The sequence below is a fragment of the Marinimicrobium hydrolyticum genome (genome assembly GCF_030848505.1).
Classification (GTDB): domain Bacteria; phylum Pseudomonadota; class Gammaproteobacteria; order Pseudomonadales; family Cellvibrionaceae; genus JAVDDU01.
Genome location: NZ_JAVDDU010000011.1, coordinates 1 through 15,923 on the forward strand (window position 1 = coordinate 1; position 15,923 = coordinate 15,923).

The window sequence follows — 15,923 nt, forward strand, 5'->3', positions numbered from 1 at the left end:
CTGAACAATTTTGACAGTTTTTTTTGCTGGCGCATATTTCATTGATCGACGCAAGGGAAGATCACTCATCTTTCGGCTTTTTGGGCGCCCGTCGAGGACGTCTTTTTTTGGGACCGGTCACCTCCCCTTCAGGCTGCGGAGGTGTTTCGATCTGCCCTTCTCCCTCCGGGCCCCCTTCCTCCCGACCGTCACCCACCTGCTCACTATCGCCTTTGCGCTGCAAGACCTCCCTGCGACGCCAAAGCCACAGCAGTGGCCCAGACACACCGTAGGTGACCGACATGAGCAACAGCATCAGGGGTGGATTGATGGAAATCACCACAAATACTAGGATCACCAGCAACATGACGACAAAAGGTACCCGCCCCCTGAAGTCAATATCTTTAAAGCTGCTGTAGCGAACGTTAGAAACCATCAGCAACCCGGCCAATACCGTTACCAGCGCTGCACCGGTGGCCAAAATCAAATCGGGCTCATAATTGTGTCCGAGCCACACCATGGAGGCGAGCATCGCCGCCGCGGGTGGACTGGCCAGGCCGACAAAAAACTTTTTGTCGACCACGCCTATTTGGGTATTAAATCGAGCCAAGCGTAGAGCGGCGCAAGCGGCGTAGATAAACGCGGCTGCCCAGCCGAGCTTGCCCAATGTGGACAGCGCCCAACTGAACATGACCAGTGCGGGCGCCAAGCCGAACGAGACCATATCGGAAAGGCTGTCGTACTGCTCGCCGAAAGCACTGGACGTTTTGGTCAAGCGAGCCACCCTTCCGTCCAGGCCATCCAGGATCATAGCCACAAAAATAGCTATAGCAGCGCCATTCAGATTGCCGTTCATGGCAGAAATAATGGCGTAAAAGCCTGCAAACAACGCACCGGTGGTAAATAGATTGGGTAGGAAGTAAACCCCGCGGTGCCGGACTTTCTTGCCCCCCTCGGAGACAACCTCGAAGTGCTCGTCAAAGGGCAGGAGGCTCTCGTCCTCACGGGGAGTTTCTACCCCTTCGCCTTTGTCTGTACTCATAATCACCTCTGATACTTGAATTCACCGCCCATTATGGCACGTAAGGACAGTCGCCCCCAGGGCCAGCCCCATAAAAAAACGCGGCCGAAGCCGCGTTTTGTTTACCTGAGTTCTGACTCAGCAATCCCGACTCAGTTTTTGCTCTTGTCGATGATCTTATTAGAGCCAATCCAAGGCATCATGGCCCGCAAACGCGCGCCCACTTGCTCAATGGGGTGCTCGGCGTTCAGACGACGACGGGCGGTCATTTCTGGGTAGTTCAGCGCCCCTTCACTGATAAACCGCTTGGCGTACTCGCCAGTTTGAATGTTTTTCAGCGCCTGACGCATAGCAGCTCGGGATTCATCATTAATCACCTGGGGGCCGGTGACGTACTCACCGTACTCGGCGTTGTTGGAGATGGAGTAGTTCATGTCCGCGATGCCGCCTTCGTACATCAGGTCAACAATCAGCTTCAGCTCGTGCAAACATTCGAAGTAAGCCATTTCAGGCGCGTAGCCTGCTTCGGTCAAGGTTTCGAAAGCCGCTTTTACCAGCTCCACGGCGCCGCCACACAGGACCGCTTGCTCACCAAACAGATCAGTTTCGGTTTCGTCTTTAAAGGTAGTTTCAATGATGCCGGTACGTCCACCGCCGATGGCGCTGGCGTAGGACAGAGCTACATCTTTAGCTTTGCCTGAGGCGTCCTGGAATATCGCAACCAGATCGGGGATGCCACCGCCTTTGACGAACTCGGTACGCACGGTGTGGCCCGGCGCCTTGGGAGCGATCATGATCACGTCCAGGTCAGCGCGCGGCACAACCTGGTTGTAGTGGATGGCAAAGCCATGGGCAAACGCCAGAGTGCCGCCTTTTTTCAGGTTGGGCTCAATCTCTTCACGATACAGCTCGGATTGGAACTCGTCCGGAGTCAGCACCATTACCACATCGGCGCTGGCCACGGCTTCGGCCACTGGAGCCACTTTCAGGCCAGCGGCTTCGGCTTTAGCTACGGAACCGGAGCTGGTGCGCAAGCCGACCACTACGTCAACGCCAGACTCTTTAAGGTTGTTGGCGTGGGCGTGGCCCTGAGAGCCGTAACCCAAAATAGCGACTTTTTTACCTTGGATAATGGAAAGATCACAATCTTTATCGTAATAAACGTGCATGTTGCCTCCTGAAGAGCAGTGACCGGCGGAACGCCGCAAATAGAAAGGGCGGGAGTTTAAGCAATTACACACGTAACGTAAAATGATATATTCGCAATTTTATATTGCAGTATCTGCAACAACGGATTACCCATGGATCCCAACAAACTGCGCCTATTCGTCTCACTCGCCACCAGCCGCCATTTCGGACGCGCTGCTGCGCACTGCCACGTCAGCCCGTCGACCGTCAGCCGTAACCTCAAGCAGTTGGAGGACGAGCTGGGCTGCGCTCTGATGCTCAGGGACAACCGCTCCGTGTCTTTAACGCTAGAGGGCGAACGGTTTCTGCGCTTTGCCCGGGAGACGCTGCAGCACTGGGAAACCTTTCAAGATTCACTTCAAGGAAGCATGGGTGAATTGCGCGGCCAACTCAGCATCTACTGCTCGGTCACGGCCAGCTACAGCTTCCTATACGATATCTTGACTCGTTTCCGAGTCGAGCAGCCCGGCATCGGCATCAAACTCCATACCGGTGATCCAGCCCAAGCCATTGAGCGGATTCTGGGCGGGCAAGAAGATATTGCTATTGCCGCTCGCCCCGCCAAGTTGCCCAAGGGACTGGGCTTTAAACCCATCGCACAATCCCCTTTGGTTTTTATCGGTCCCGCCGACCCGACCTTACTTTGGGGCTCTCGCGGCGAGACGCCATGGCAGCACTTGCCGATGATTATTTCCGAAGAGGGGTTGGCGCGCGAACGATTTAATCAATGGTGTCGAGAACAAGGGTTAACTCCCGACATTCACGCGGAAGTGAAAGGCAATGAGGCAATCGTGAGCATGGTGAGTCTGGGTTTTGGTATTGGCTTAGTACCCAGAATTGTTTTAGACAACAGCCCGCTGGCCAGTCGGGTAAAGCTCCTCCCGGATCAGCCTGATCTTGGACCTTTCGAAACCGGTATTTGTGTTTTGGAAAAACGGCTGAAAAGTCCGATTGTAGCGGCGCTGTGGGAGCAGGTGGTTGGCAGCTAATGGCTGAGTTTCCAGCGGCTGTGTCGTTGGGTTGCGAACTCAATCAAATTCGCTTAGTTCCCGAATATTCCAGAGTGGCACAGCGGAGAGTGGGGCAGGCATTCCCGGACTGTATGCGGCATGGGTGAGGGCAAGCGTTTGCAAGGCACTGCCTTGCGCGCAGACCGAACGACCGAAACCTATGGTTGAGGGCCGGTCCGCTTGCGGCCGCATCCAAGCCTACACGGATGTATTTACGGCGTGTCCGGGTGTGCCTGCCCCGCTCGTAGCACTTAATCAAAGCGCCGGAAGTCACAACTAAAATTTCGCAGCTTCGACTTTTCCGTTTCGGTAGCATTAGCCAGAAAATGGATTCCCGCCTTCGCGGGAATGACGAGGAGGATGTGGGAATGACGAGCAGGAGATGAGAATGACGGAGAATATGCGGGAATGAAAGGGCAGCGGCAGAAAGTCGAAGCGTGAACCCCAGGAAAATTGCCTACGGTTCACGCTCCGGACTTTAGAGGCTCAACACCTTCTCGCCACGGGAGATACCGGATACACCGCTACGCACCGTTTCGAGAATGGACGCTTCACCCACCGCCTGCAAAAAGGCATCCAGCTTATCGCTAGTACCGGAAACCTGAATGATGTACAGGCTGCTGGTTACATCGACAATCTGACCCCGGAAAATATCAACACAGCGTTTCACTTCCGCCCTCTGAGCGCCGGACGCTTTGACCTTAATCAGCATCAGTTCGCGTTCAATATGCGCGCCTTCGGTCAGGTCCACCAGCTTCACCACGTCAATCAATTTATTGAGGTGCTTGGTGATCTGCTCGATCTTGTGATCGTCACCGATAGTGGTCAGAGTCAAACGCGATAGCGTCTCGTCTTCTGTGGGCGCTACGGTCAAACTTTCAATGTTGTAACCGCGCTGGGAAAACAACCCTACCACTCGCGACAAGGCACCCGGAGCATTTTCAATCAAAACTGAAATAATACGTCTCATATTAGGTGCGCTCCGTCTTGCTTAACCACATATCACGCATGGAACCGTTTGGCGCTACATGCATGGGGTACACGTGTACTGAAGGGTCAACCATAATGTCCATAAATACCACACGATCTTTCATCGCGAAGCATTCTTCCATCTTGGTTTTGAGATCTTTCTTGTCAGTAACTCGCATACCTACGTGGCCGTATGATTCCATCAGCTTAACAAAATCCGGCAAAGATTCTTCGTACAGGCTTTCCGAGTAGCGGCTTTCGTACTGCATATCCTGCCACTGCTTCACCATGCCTAACGCCTGATTGTTCAAGCAGATAATTTTGATGGGCAAATGATATTGAGTGCAGGTGGAAAGCTCCTGAATACACATTTGAATACTGCCTTCACCCGTAACACAAGCGACCACCCCTTCCCGGTCGGCAATCTGCACGCCCATGGCCGCCGGCAAGCCGAAGCCCATGGTCCCCAGACCGCCGGAGTTGATCCAACGGCGAGGTTTATCGAACAGATAATACTGGGCCGCAAACATCTGGTGCTGCCCAACATCCGAAGTGACGTAAGCATCGCCTTTGGTCACTTCGTGCAGAGTACGAATCACGTCCTGAGGCATGATGGCGTCGCCATCGGTTTTATAACGCGGTTTTGTATACAGACCGTGGCGGGCGCGCCACTCGTCAATCTGCTTCCACCAAGCGGCCAGGCCTTCCGCGTCGGGTTTCTTCTCGTCTTCTTTGAGCAACGCGAGCATTTCCGTAAGAACACTCTCCACTGAACCTACAATGGGTACGTCCGCCGCAACGGTTTTGGAGATGGAGGCCGGATCAATATCAATGTGAATGATCTTGGCCGAAGGACAAAACTTACTCACGGTGTTAGTCACACGGTCATCAAAGCGCGCGCCAACGGCGAGCAGAACATCGCAATGATGCATGGCGGTGTTCGCTTCAAAAGTACCGTGCATGCCCAGCATGCCCAAAAACTGCCGATCAGTACCGGGGTAGCAACCCAAGCCCATCAAAGTATTGGTAACCGGAAAGTTGAGCTGGCGCGCCAGCGTGGTGAGCAACTCTGAAGCATCCCCCAGGATCACACCCCCACCGGCATAAATCATGGGACGCTTGGCTCCCAGCAGCAACTGCACGGCTTTTTTAATTTGCCCAGTATGACCCCGAGTCGCCGGCGTGTAGGAGCGCATTTTGACTTTCTGTGGATACTCGTACGGAAACGTCTCCGCTGGACTGGTGATGTCTTTGGGTACATCGATAACCACAGGCCCAGGGCGGCCCGTGGACGCAATGTAATAAGCTTTCTTGACGATTTCGGGAATCTCGCTGGCGTGCTTAACCATGAAGCTGTGCTTCACAATCGGCCGGGACACACCCACCATGTCAGTTTCCTGAAAGGCGTCTTCCCCGATGCGCTCGGAAGCCACCTGACCGGAGATCACCACCATGGGAATAGAATCCATGTAGGCCGTCGCAATGCCTGTAATGGCATTGGTAGCACCGGGTCCGGAGGTTACCAGAACCGTGCCCACCTTGCCGGTAGCCCGGGCGTAACCGTCGGCGGCATGAGTGGCGGCCTGTTCGTGGCGCACCAAAATGTGTTTAACGTCTTTCTGCCGAAAAAGGGCGTCGTAAATATGCAGCGCTGCCCCACCGGGATAACCAAAGACGCACTCAACGCCCTCGTCCCGCAAGGATCGGATCAACATATCTCCGCCTGAAAGCATGTCCACTTGATAACCTCTCAATAACTGAATGTTTGTGCGTGCCGGGGCGCACAAGGGATTGTGCGAGCGGGCACACGACAATAGGCACTAGCCTCCGCATCGGGGCTGAGTCGCTCGAATCCGTGGTCAACTGGGTTTCCCGACCTCCGCGCTGGTAGCGACTGCGGCAGGCTCTGGGCAGGCGGCGTAGGTTAACGCGCCTCCGCGATAGCGGATGGTTCGATAAGCGGGTGGCTCACCGGAGTAGAGCATGGGTACCGAGGTTGTCGGCCGGCTCTACAGGCCATCTAGCGAGCCCGTAATTCTGGCAAACTGACGCACAAAGTCAAGGGGCAAGCGACTTTCAGGGCGATTTACCGCCGTTTCGTGGCGCCCTGGGTCACACTTTGCGGATTTCGAGTTCGCCTGACGTCTAAATCAGGCTATAGTGAACGTATCGATGATCGGTACGGGTTCACCATTATGAAATACGGCAGTTTCCTGATTGCGCTCCTAGTTCTGGCCGCTCTGCCCACCAGTGCGGACACCATATACCGCTGGGTGGACGATAACGGAGTCACTCAGTACACCGCTCACCCCCCTCGAGAGCGCGAATCCACCCGGGTGAACACCCGTTCCGGCCGCAGCGCACCCGTGGACAACACCACTCAGAGCAGCGCTTCTGAGCCTTCTCCAGCTGAAGAGCCAACAGCCCAGGCGGAGCCACCCGGGAACGAAGAGCCCTGTCAGGTGGCCAGACAAAATCTGAACACTCTGGAAAGGGGCGGACGTATTCGGGTTGAGGGCAGCGACGGCCCCCGTTTTATGGGGGAAGAAGAAATCCAGCAGCGCATTGAGGAAAACCGGGCATTTATCGACGAACACTGCTGAATCACACACCCTGACTGACGGCAGTACTCCGCCGTCAGCCAGTATTCCTTCGCAAACGCTACTGGTTCTCGAACCCCAGCCGATCCCCTTCCACCCGCGCATGGATGTTGTCACCGGGAGCGAAGCGGCCCTGCAGTATTTCCTGAGCCAATGGGTTCTCTATTTGTTGCTGAATAGCCCGTTTCAAAGGCCGAGCCCCATAAACCGGATCGAACCCCGCCTCAGCCAGCCGCTCCATCACCTCGTCGTCCAAACTCAGAGTCAGCTCCCGCTCGGCCAAGCGCTTACGCAACAGACCCAACTGAATATCGGCGATACCTCTAATTTGCTCCCGGCCGAGTGGATGGAACACCACCACCTCATCGACACGGTTGATAAACTCCGGCCGGAAGTGCTGCCCCACAACTTCCATCACCGCCGCCTTCATGGCGTTGTAGCGATTCTCGTTGTTAGTGGATTCACCGCGCCCGGCATCGGTGTCGAAACTGACCGTATCGAAGGACCGGTCCTCGGCCACATCCTGAATCCGGTCAGAACCGAGGTTGGAGGTCATAACAATCACCGTGTTGCGGAAATCCACGGTGCGGCCTTGCCCATCGGTAAGGCGACCGTCGTCAAGCACCTGCAACAGAATATTGAATACGTCCGGGTGGGCTTTTTCGACCTCATCCAAGAGCAGCACGGAGTAAGGCCGGCGACGCACCGCCTCGGTCAAGTAACCGCCCTCTTCATAGCCCACGTAGCCCGGAGGCGCACCGATCAAGCGCGCCACTGAGTGCTTCTCCATAAACTCGGACATATCGATGCGCACCATGGCGTCCTGACTGTCGAACAGAAACTCCGCCAAGGATTTGCACAGCTCGGTTTTACCCACGCCAGTCGGGCCCAAAAACAAGAAGGAACCATTGGGCCGATTGGGCTCTGACAAACCGGCCCGGGAACGACGCACGGCGTTGGCTACAGCTACCACCGCCTCGTCTTGACCCACAACGCGCTTGTGCAGAGCATCTTCCATGCGCAGCAGTTTATCCCGCTCACCTTCGAGCATTTTGGACACGGGGATGCCGGTCCATTTGGACACCACCTCGGCAATCTCTTCGTCCGTTACCCGATTGCGCAGCAGCTTCATCTCCATCATTTCCACCTGACTGGCCATGTCCAGTTGCTTCTCCAGCTCGGGAATCACCCCGTACTGCAGTTCGGACATGCGTCCCAAGTCCCCAGCTCGGCGGGCGGCTTCCATATCCAAGCGGGCCTGCTCCAGGTTGCTTTTGATTTCGTGAGAGCCTTGCAGTGCGGCTTTTTCCGCGCGCCAGACTTCATCCAAATCCGCGTACTCGCGCTCCAGATTGCTGATGTCCTCATCGATTTTCGCCAAGCGTTTTTTGCTTGCTTCGTCCTCGTCTTTTTTTACCGCTTCGCGCTCGATCTTCAACTGAATCAAGCGGCGCTCCAGCCGGTCCATTTCTTCCGGCTTGGAATCGATTTCCATGCGAATCCGGCTGGCCGCTTCATCGATCAAATCGATGGCCTTGTCCGGCAGTTGGCGATCAGTAATGTAACGCTGCGATAATTTGGCGGCGGCGATAATGGCCGAATCGGTAATGTCTACACCGTGGTGCACTTCGTACTTTTCTTTCAGGCCGCGCAGGATGGCGATGGTATCCGCTTCGCTGGGTTCATCCACCAACACTTTTTGGAAACGCCGCTCCAACGCCGCGTCTTTTTCAATGTACTTGCGGTATTCATCCAGCGTGGTGGCGCCCACACAGTGCAACTCGCCTCGCGCCAGCGCGGGCTTGAGCATATTGCCGGCATCCATGGAGCCCTCCGCCTTACCGGCGCCTACCATGGTGTGTAGTTCATCGACAAACAGAATGACTTGCCCTTCTTCCCGAGACAGCTCTTTCAGTACCGATTTGAGGCGTTCTTCGAAATCACCGCGGAACTTGGCACCAGCCAGCAAGCTGCCCAGGTCCAGCGATAGCAGACGTTTGCTTTTTAGGCCTTCCGGAACCTCTCCATTGACGATGCGTTGAGCCAAACCTTCGACAATCGCGGTTTTACCCACGCCGGGTTCGCCGATCAGTACCGGGTTGTTTTTGGTGCGCCGTTGCAGCACCTGGATGGTTCGGCGAATTTCATCGTCACGGCCGATCACCGGGTCCAGCTTGCCAGCTTCGGCCCGAGCGGTGAGATCCAGTGTGTATTTTTCCAGCGCCTGGCGATTGCCCTCGGCATCGGCATCATCCACGGTTTCGCCTCCGCGCAGCTTTGAAACCGCCTCTTCTAACCGTTTGGGATCGCCGAATTTTTTCAGCAACTTGCCCAACTCACTGTCGCCATCGAGCATGGCGGCCAGCAGCAGAGTTTCGCTGGATACAAATTTATCTCCGCCCTTTTGGGCGCGGCGGTCGGCCAGGTTCAGCAGTCGCCCCAGCTCTTGGGACATGCTGACTTCACCCGTGGGGTTCTGGACTCGAGCCAGCCCCTCCAACGCTTTGGCGAGCGCATTGCGCACTCCTGTCACGTCGAATCCGGCTTGGGCCAAGAGAGGGCGCACAGCGCCGCCTTGCTGATCCAGCAATGCCTGCAATAAGTGGAAGGATTCCAATTGACTGTGATCCCGTCCCACGGCCAGAGACTGCGCATCGGACAGGGCGGTTTGTAATTGGTTGGTCAAACGATCAATACGCATGGGATTTCCTCGTACTCTTTATGCCTTGATTGGCCTTAGGTGGAGGCCAGCCTTGGTCAGACTTTGGCAATAACCACAATATACTGAGGGAAATGGGGGCAAGCTCGGGCAAATGCAAGTCAGGGTGCAGACGGGAGGGCTCCGGGCGGAAAACGTCGGCGCAGCGTTAAGGCGCCAACCAGATCAAACTAGCCATACGTCCGGTAACCCTGTCCCGGCGATAGGAGTAGAAACGCTCCGAATCCGCATAGGTGCAATAGTCACCACCATAGATTTGGGTGACGCCCAGCGCGCTCAATTCAGCCCTGGCCAGGGCGTAGAGATCCGCAAAAAAATGCAACGGACGCACACCTGGGCTGAAGCTAGCCGCGATGCGGTCGGAGTGGGCTTGGTTCCGAGCGGAGCGGAAGAAGGCTTCCAGCACCTCTACACCCACCTCAAAGTACTCTCGTGAGATGGCTGGTCCCAGATACACCAGTAAATCCTGCGGCCGATCATCGAAGCGGCTCACCGCACGTTTCACCACACCCTTGGCCAACCCTCGCCAGCCGGCGTGGACCGCCGCCACCTGAGTACCAGTGCGGTTGCACAAAAGCAACGGCAAGCAGTCGGCAGTGAGCACGGCACACGCAAGGCCGGGCGTGCGGCTGTAGCAACCGTCGGCGGTGCGTACGCGTCCATCAGCTCGAGCTGCAGGTACTTTGGTGCCATGAACCTGGGTCAACCACTGGGGATCTTCGGGCAGCGCCAGCTGTGCTCGTAAGCGCTCGCGATTGGCCACCACGGCACGCTCGTCATCCTCTACATGGAAAGCGAGATTGTTCGATGCGTAAGGTCCGTGACTTTGGCCCCCCGACCGCGTGGTGATGGCGGCGCGGACATTCGCAGGCGCGGGCCAATCCGGTAGAATCAAGGTCACTGTGTCTCTGCCTTCAGTTGAGCCAACAAGGCAACCATGTCCTCAGGCAAGGGCACCTGCCATTCGCAAGGTTCCCCGGTAACCGGGTGCTCCAGCCCCAGGCTGGCCGCGTGCAACGCTTGGCGGGGAAAGCTTTTTAGCGCCAAAACCAATTCCGGACTGGCGCCCTTGGGAATTTTGAAGCGCCCAGCGTAGGTGGGGTCTCCCACCAATGGGAGGTTGATGTGCGCCATGTGCACCCGAATCTGGTGGGTGCGGCCGGTCTCAAGCTTGACTCTGATATGGGTGTGGCGGGTGAAACGGGTCAGGATTCGGTAATGAGTCACCGCTGGCTTGCCCGTGGCCACTACCGCCATTTGCTTGCGCTGCTTCGGGTGGCGGCCAATGGGCGCATCTACCCGACCGCCGCCGGTCATAGTGCCAATAACTACGGCTTCATACTCCCTTTTAACGTCCCGCGCCTGCAATTGCGCGACTAGATCGCTGTGGGCGGTTAGCGTTTTGGCTACCACCATCAGGCCGGTGGTGTCTTTATCCAGACGATGCACAATCCCCGCTCGGGGTACATTGACTAGCTCTGGGCAGTGGTGCAGCAAGGCGTTTAGCAAAGTACCCGTTTGGTTGCCTGCCGCGGGGTGAACCACCAACCCCGCCGGCTTATTGATCACCAATAAGTGTTCGTCCTCGTACACTATATCTAAGTCTATGGACTCGGGCTCCCACTCCCCTTGGGGCTCCAGTTGGGCCCGCAGCCATAGATTTTCACCCCCCAGCAGGCGCTCCTTAGGCTTGGCGGTACGTCCGGCTAAGGTTAGCTGGCCGTCTTTTATCCAGGACTGCAACCGCATCCGCGAAAACTCAGGGAACAAGGCGGACGCCGCCTGGTCGAAACGCATGCCGTTCATCTCGGCAGGTACCAGGACACTCTTTTCCAACAAATCTGTCATAACATCGATAACCTAAGCACCTGGTGAAGAGCATTTCCTCCCGATACCGGCCAGATTCAGGACTTTGGTATCCGAGACGCTCTGTGTTTAAATAGCTCGCCGTGCGCCCCATCGCTGGCGGCGGCACCTTGTTCACTTATTTAAGAGTCTAAAAATTTATGCAAGCCCTGCGATTTTTGCTTATTGGCGGTCTGATACTGCTAACCGCCTGCTCTACCACGGACCGGGACGAGTATATCAGCGAGGCCGATCTATATCAGGCGGCTCAGGAGCAATTGGAGCGGGGCCAATGGGAGCCGGCGATCCGAAACCTGCGCAATCTGGAAGAGCACTTCCCCTTCGGCACCCATGCCGAGCAGGCGCAGCTTGAACTCATTTATGCCTACCACCGCTCCAACCAGCCCGATTTGGTAGCCGCTACGGCGGATCGCTTTATTCGTCTGCACCCCCAACATCGCAACGTCGACTACGCCTATTACATGAAGGGCCTGAGCTCGTTTACGGAAGGCCGAGGGATGTTCGAGCGAGTATTGCCCACGGACTTGACCCAACGCGACCCCGGTGCAGCCCGGGAATCCCTGGCCCACTTCTCCCAGCTGCTCGCCCGCTTCCCGGACAGTGAATACGCCCCGGACGCCAAAAAGCGCATGCTCTATCTTCGTAATTTGCTGGCACGCTATGAGATTCACGTCGCCAACTATTATTTCAAACGCGGTGCCTACTTGGCGGCCACCAACCGCGGGCGTTTTGTTGTGGAGAACTTCAACCAGACGCCAGCCGTACCCGACGCGCTAGCGGTAATGGTACAGGGGTACCAACTGCTGGAAATGCCCGAACTGAGAGATCAAACCCTGGAATTACTCCGCCTCAACTACCCAGAGCACCCGGCTCTGCGTCGCAACGGCGAGTTTAACTTTCAGTACCATTCGGATTCCGGGGACCGCAGCTGGCTGAGTCTGGCCACCTTTGGACTTTTTGACAAGCGCGATCCACCGGGTTTCGACAGCCGTGAGCTGTACGACCCCGAATACCGGTAATCATTGCTCCGGCTCCAGTCTCGCTGGAGCCGTCACTCCCCTGGGCGCCACCCTGAAGTAATGGGGTAACGCCGATCACGCCCAAAGCCCCGCTCAGTCATACGCACCCCAATGGGGGACTGGCGACGCTTGTACTCATTCAAGTCCACCAAGCGCACTATTCTCTCCACCACTTCACGCTCAAACCCTTGCGCAATAATGCTTTCCGCACTCTTGTCCTGCTCTACGTAGAGCGCCAGAATCTGATCCAGGGTCTCGTAGGGAGGCAAGTTGTCTTCGTCTTTTTGGTCCGGCGCCAACTCGGCCGATGGCGGGCGAGAAATCACACCGGGCGGAATGACTTCTCCCATACTGTTGCGGTAGCGAGCCAACTCAAACACCAGCATTTTCGGCACGTCTTTTAAGGCATCGAAGCCCCCGGCCATGTCTCCATAAAGCGTGGAGTACCCCACGGCCAGCTCACTTTTATTTCCCGTGGTCAGCACCAGATAGCCTTTTTTGTTGGACACGGCCATCAGAATCACCCCACGACAGCGGGCCTGGAGATTTTCCTCGGTGGTATCCGCCTTCGTACCCTCGAAGGCGTCTTCCAATGCACCCGTAAAGGCTTCGTACATGGGCTCAATGCTGATGGTGCGGTAATTAACGCCCATCCGCTTGGCCTGATCAGCGGCATCGGCAATACTTTGTTCGGAGGTATATCGAAAGGGCATCATGATGGCTGATACCCGCTCCGCTCCCAAGGCGTCCACAGCGATCGCCAGGGTAAGCGCGGAGTCAATTCCGCCAGACAAGCCCAGCACCACCCCTTTAAAGCCGTTTTTGTTGACGTAGTCCCGGGTCCCCAAAACAAGAGCGCGATAAGCCGAATCCAAATCGGTCATCTGCGGGGCCAGTTCCTGGTGGGCAATATGGACGGCCCCGTCCTGCCAATTGAGGGAAACGGCCACGGTGGTTTCTTCAAAAGACGGCAGGCGACGGCAAAGATCGCCTTGCGCACTCACCACCACGGACCCGCCATCGAACACCAGCTCGTCCTGTCCACCCACCTGGTTTACGTAGACTACCGGCATATGGCCTTGCAGGGCTCGCTCGGTTGTCAATTGTTCGCGTTCGCGCTGTTTGCCCAGATGAAAGGGAGAGGCGTTGAGGTTGAGCATAAGGCGGGCCCCCGCCTCGCGCGCCTGAGTCATTGGGCCGGAGTGCCAAATATCTTCACAGACGGTCAGCGCCGTCGGGATACCTTTGAAATCAAACACGCAGGCACTGTCACCGGGAACAAAGTAGCGCACCTCGTCAAAAACCTGGAAGTTGGGCAGGCATTGCTTGGCATACTCACATACCAGCTCCCCGTCACTGATCACGCCGGCCATGTTGAACACTCGGCCCGCCACCACGCGCGGATAACCCAGAATTAGGGTGATATCCAGCTTGGCGGCCTTAATGTCTTCCAAGGCCCGATCAATTCGCAACCCCATACTGGGGCGCAACAACAAATCTTCCGGGGGGTAACCACTTAGCACCAGCTCGGGAAACATAACCGCATCCGCGCCAAGCTGCTCCTGGGCATAGCGGGCCTGCTCGAGGACCTTGCGGGTGTTGCCTGGGATATCGCCCACCAGCGGGTTAATTTGGGCCAGGGCGAGAGTCACATTTGCCATAAATAAGTACGCCTTTACGTCCGATCTTTGTGGCTGGGTCGCTTTACTGCGTATACTATTGCTATCGAAGCGGAAGGAAAGGCTACCCTTTCCATGTCATTCAATAATAAGGTCCATCGTCGGGAAATCGAGCCTAGCTGGCATAACAACAGGCCGAACGACAATCTTGCTCGACAGCGCGTCCCGAAGGGCGGGCATTGTCGGTCAAAAATGACTCTTTAGGCAAAAAATAATCGGCGACCTAGCCCCGCCCGCAGCCCTTTTTCGCGATCCTCAGTTCCTATGAAAACAAGCACTGTCCAAAATATTCCCAATTACAGTACTTACGAATTACTACGGGTCTACACCTATTATCGCACGCTTCTGGGCAGCCTACTGCTGTTGATGTTCCAGGGACAAGTCGCACCCAGCATTCTGGGTTACGAAAATCCCGATCTATTCTTTTATACCTCGGCCATTTACACCGCCCTAAATGTGGTCACTTTAGGCCTCTTGTGGCGCGCCAAATTTCTCCCATCTGTCCAACAGCTGTTTGTATTGTTATTGATTGACCTGCTGGCCGTTGGGCTGTTGATGCACGCCAGTGGCGGCGCGCAGAGTGGCCTAGGATACTTGCTGCTGGTGGTGGTAGCGGCCGGCGGCATGCTGTTGCCGGGCCAACTGGCGGTATTGCTGGCAGCGTTGGCGAGTATCGCTGTGCTGGGGGAAAGCATTAGCCGGATTTGGCTGTTATCCGCCGACTACCAAATCCTGTTTTCCTCAGGGGCGCTCGGCGCTTTACTGTTTTTCACCGCCATTGCCTTTCAATACCTGACCAAAAAAGTACGCACCACCCATGAGGAAGCCCAGAGTCAGGCCGAACAGGCGGCGCACCTGCAAAAACTGGCACAACTCATTGTAGAGCGTATGCGCACAGGGATTCTGGTCCTGAACCCGAACCAGCATATTGATTTATTTAACAAGTCGGCAGCAAACTTACTGGCGATTCCCACGACGAAACAGGCTGACCTAACGCTGGCAGATTTACCGGAGCTGCAAGAGCATCTCCAGCAATGGCGCCAACACGCGTCTCCCCTTCCTCCTGTGCGAGTAGGCGCCGATACCGCCAGTGAAGTGAAAATCAACTTTGCCCCCCTGGGCGAAGACGACCAGTCCGACATTCTAATTTTTGTTGAAGATAACCGCCTAATCACCCAGCAGGCGCAACAATTAAAGTTGGCCTCCCTGGGTCGCCTGACGGCCAGCATTGCCCATGAAATTCGCAATCCTCTGGGCGCCATCAGCCATGCCAGTCAGTTGCTGGCAGAATCGGAAAATCTTGAATCTGATGATTTGCACTTGTTGTCGATCATTGATAATCACAGCAAGCGGGTGAATCAAATCATCGAGAATGTCCTTCAGCTATCCCGTCGAAGAACTGCTACCCCGCAGCAAGTGGATCTCGACCTGTGGCTGCCGAAGTTCATTAGCGATTACAGCACCGAATCGGGCCAACAAGACGACATTGAGTTGCGCCTGCTGTCCAGCAACATCATCGCCAAATTCGATCCGGGTCAGCTTCACCAGGTGCTGAGCAACCTATGCGATAATGGCCGACGCTACAGCAAGCTGGCCATCGGCAAGAGTCGAGTAAAACTGGAGGCGGGCATCGAAAAGCAAGCACAGCAGCCGTACATTCGCGTCATTGACTGGGGCAAAGGAATCGATAAGCAAGAACGCAAACATGTGTTCGAGCCTTTTTACACCACCTCTAATACCGGATCTGGGCTAGGCTTATATATATGCAAGGAACTGTGTGAGGCGAATCAGGCGTTTATTCACTATACACGCACCAAAGAAGGCCTAAGCTGCTTCCATATCCAACTGGCGCACCCTGACCGAGCATTATAAG

General features: G+C 55.9%; 12 protein-coding genes. 4 read left to right on the forward strand and 8 right to left on the reverse strand.

The window, feature by feature from the left end:
* Nucleotides 1–61: 61 nt before the first annotated feature.
* Nucleotides 62–1,021 (reverse strand): CDP-diacylglycerol--serine O-phosphatidyltransferase, encoded by a 960-nt coding sequence (gene pssA / locus RBH33_RS15435; RefSeq protein ID WP_306733117.1) that lies wholly within the window; start codon nt 1,019–1,021, stop codon nt 62–64.
* Between the two features lie 131 nt (nt 1,022–1,152).
* The gene (gene ilvC / locus RBH33_RS15440; protein WP_306733118.1) at nt 1,153–2,169 is read right to left on the reverse strand and encodes a ketol-acid reductoisomerase; all 1,017 of its coding nucleotides are present in this window, start codon (nt 2,167–2,169) and stop codon (nt 1,153–1,155) included.
* A gap of 132 nt (nt 2,170–2,301) precedes the next feature.
* On the opposite strand from ilvC, the gene ilvY reads away from it, so the two are divergent.
* Nucleotides 2,302–3,177 carry an HTH-type transcriptional activator IlvY gene (gene ilvY / locus RBH33_RS15445; protein WP_306733119.1) on the forward strand — a complete coding sequence of 292 codons (876 nt, stop codon included), beginning with the start codon at nt 2,302–2,304 and terminating at the stop codon, nt 3,175–3,177.
* A gap of 499 nt (nt 3,178–3,676) precedes the next feature.
* Here ilvY and ilvN read toward each other — a convergent pair whose 3' ends face one another.
* Together ilvN and RBH33_RS15455 are read right to left on the reverse strand one after the other, a co-directional pair.
* Nucleotides 3,677–4,168: an acetolactate synthase small subunit gene (gene ilvN, locus RBH33_RS15450; protein ID WP_306733120.1), complete on the reverse strand. Its 492-nt coding sequence runs from the start codon at nt 4,166–4,168 to the stop codon at nt 3,677–3,679.
* A 1-nt stretch (nt 4,169) separates the two neighbouring features.
* Nucleotides 4,170–5,906, reverse strand: coding sequence for an acetolactate synthase 3 large subunit (locus RBH33_RS15455; protein WP_306733121.1), 1,737 nt, complete (start codon nt 5,904–5,906; stop codon nt 4,170–4,172).
* Between the two features lie 456 nt (nt 5,907–6,362).
* On the opposite strand from RBH33_RS15455, the gene RBH33_RS15460 reads away from it, so the two are divergent.
* Nucleotides 6,363–6,770 (forward strand): DUF4124 domain-containing protein, encoded by a 408-nt coding sequence (locus RBH33_RS15460; RefSeq protein ID WP_306733122.1) that lies wholly within the window; start codon nt 6,363–6,365, stop codon nt 6,768–6,770.
* Between the two features lie 58 nt (nt 6,771–6,828).
* On the opposite strand, the gene clpB is transcribed toward RBH33_RS15460, so the two are convergent.
* The 3 genes from clpB to rluD all read right to left on the reverse strand — a co-directional run bounded on the left by clpB (nt 6,829) and on the right by rluD (nt 11,334).
* A complete protein-coding gene (gene clpB / locus RBH33_RS15465; protein ID WP_306733123.1) occupies nt 6,829–9,468 on the reverse strand; it encodes an ATP-dependent chaperone ClpB in 2,640 nt (879 codons plus the stop codon).
* A 166-nt stretch (nt 9,469–9,634) separates the two neighbouring features.
* On the reverse strand, nt 9,635–10,387 hold the full coding sequence (gene pgeF, locus RBH33_RS15470; protein WP_306733124.1) for a peptidoglycan editing factor PgeF: 753 nt from the start codon (nt 10,385–10,387) through the stop codon (nt 9,635–9,637).
* Nucleotides 10,384–11,334, reverse strand: coding sequence for a 23S rRNA pseudouridine(1911/1915/1917) synthase RluD (rluD, locus tag RBH33_RS15475; RefSeq protein WP_306733125.1), 951 nt, complete (start codon nt 11,332–11,334; stop codon nt 10,384–10,386). Before rluD ends, pgeF begins: the two co-directional genes overlap by 4 nt.
* Nucleotides 11,335–11,492: 158 nt before the next feature.
* Between rluD and RBH33_RS15480 the strand changes: the two genes are divergently transcribed.
* Nucleotides 11,493–12,371, forward strand: coding sequence for an outer membrane protein assembly factor BamD (locus tag RBH33_RS15480; protein WP_306733126.1), 879 nt, complete (start codon nt 11,493–11,495; stop codon nt 12,369–12,371).
* 32 nt (nt 12,372–12,403) lie between these two features.
* Here the strand turns inward: RBH33_RS15480 and RBH33_RS15485 are convergent, their stop codons facing one another.
* Nucleotides 12,404–14,032, reverse strand: a complete 1,629-nt coding sequence (locus RBH33_RS15485) for an NAD+ synthase (protein WP_306733127.1) — start codon at nt 14,030–14,032, stop codon at nt 12,404–12,406.
* A gap of 282 nt (nt 14,033–14,314) precedes the next feature.
* Between RBH33_RS15485 and RBH33_RS15490 the strand changes: the two genes are divergently transcribed.
* Nucleotides 14,315–15,922, forward strand: a complete 1,608-nt coding sequence (locus RBH33_RS15490) for a sensor histidine kinase (protein ID WP_306733128.1) — start codon at nt 14,315–14,317, stop codon at nt 15,920–15,922.
* Nucleotide 15,923 lies beyond the last annotated feature (1 nt).

Bases quoted from the DNA above. Each gene is read 5' to 3' on its own strand.
- pssA (WP_306733117.1), bottom strand. From the start codon at position 1,021: ATGAGTACAGACAAAGGCGAAGGGGTAGAAACTCCCCGTGAGGACGAG.
- ilvC (WP_306733118.1), bottom strand. From the start codon at position 2,169: ATGCACGTTTATTACGATAAAGATTGTGATCTTTCCATTATCCAAGGT.
- ilvY (WP_306733119.1), top strand. From the start codon at position 2,302: ATGGATCCCAACAAACTGCGCCTATTCGTCTCACTCGCCACCAGCCGC.
- ilvN (WP_306733120.1), bottom strand. From the start codon at position 4,168: ATGAGACGTATTATTTCAGTTTTGATTGAAAATGCTCCGGGTGCCTTG.
- RBH33_RS15460 (WP_306733122.1), top strand. From the start codon at position 6,363: ATGAAATACGGCAGTTTCCTGATTGCGCTCCTAGTTCTGGCCGCTCTG.
- clpB (WP_306733123.1), bottom strand. From the start codon at position 9,468: ATGCGTATTGATCGTTTGACCAACCAATTACAAACCGCCCTGTCCGAT.
- rluD (WP_306733125.1), bottom strand. From the start codon at position 11,334: ATGACAGATTTGTTGGAAAAGAGTGTCCTGGTACCTGCCGAGATGAAC.
- RBH33_RS15480 (WP_306733126.1), top strand. From the start codon at position 11,493: ATGCAAGCCCTGCGATTTTTGCTTATTGGCGGTCTGATACTGCTAACC.
- RBH33_RS15485 (WP_306733127.1), bottom strand. From the start codon at position 14,032: ATGGCAAATGTGACTCTCGCCCTGGCCCAAATTAACCCGCTGGTGGGC.
- RBH33_RS15490 (WP_306733128.1), top strand. From the start codon at position 14,315: ATGAAAACAAGCACTGTCCAAAATATTCCCAATTACAGTACTTACGAA.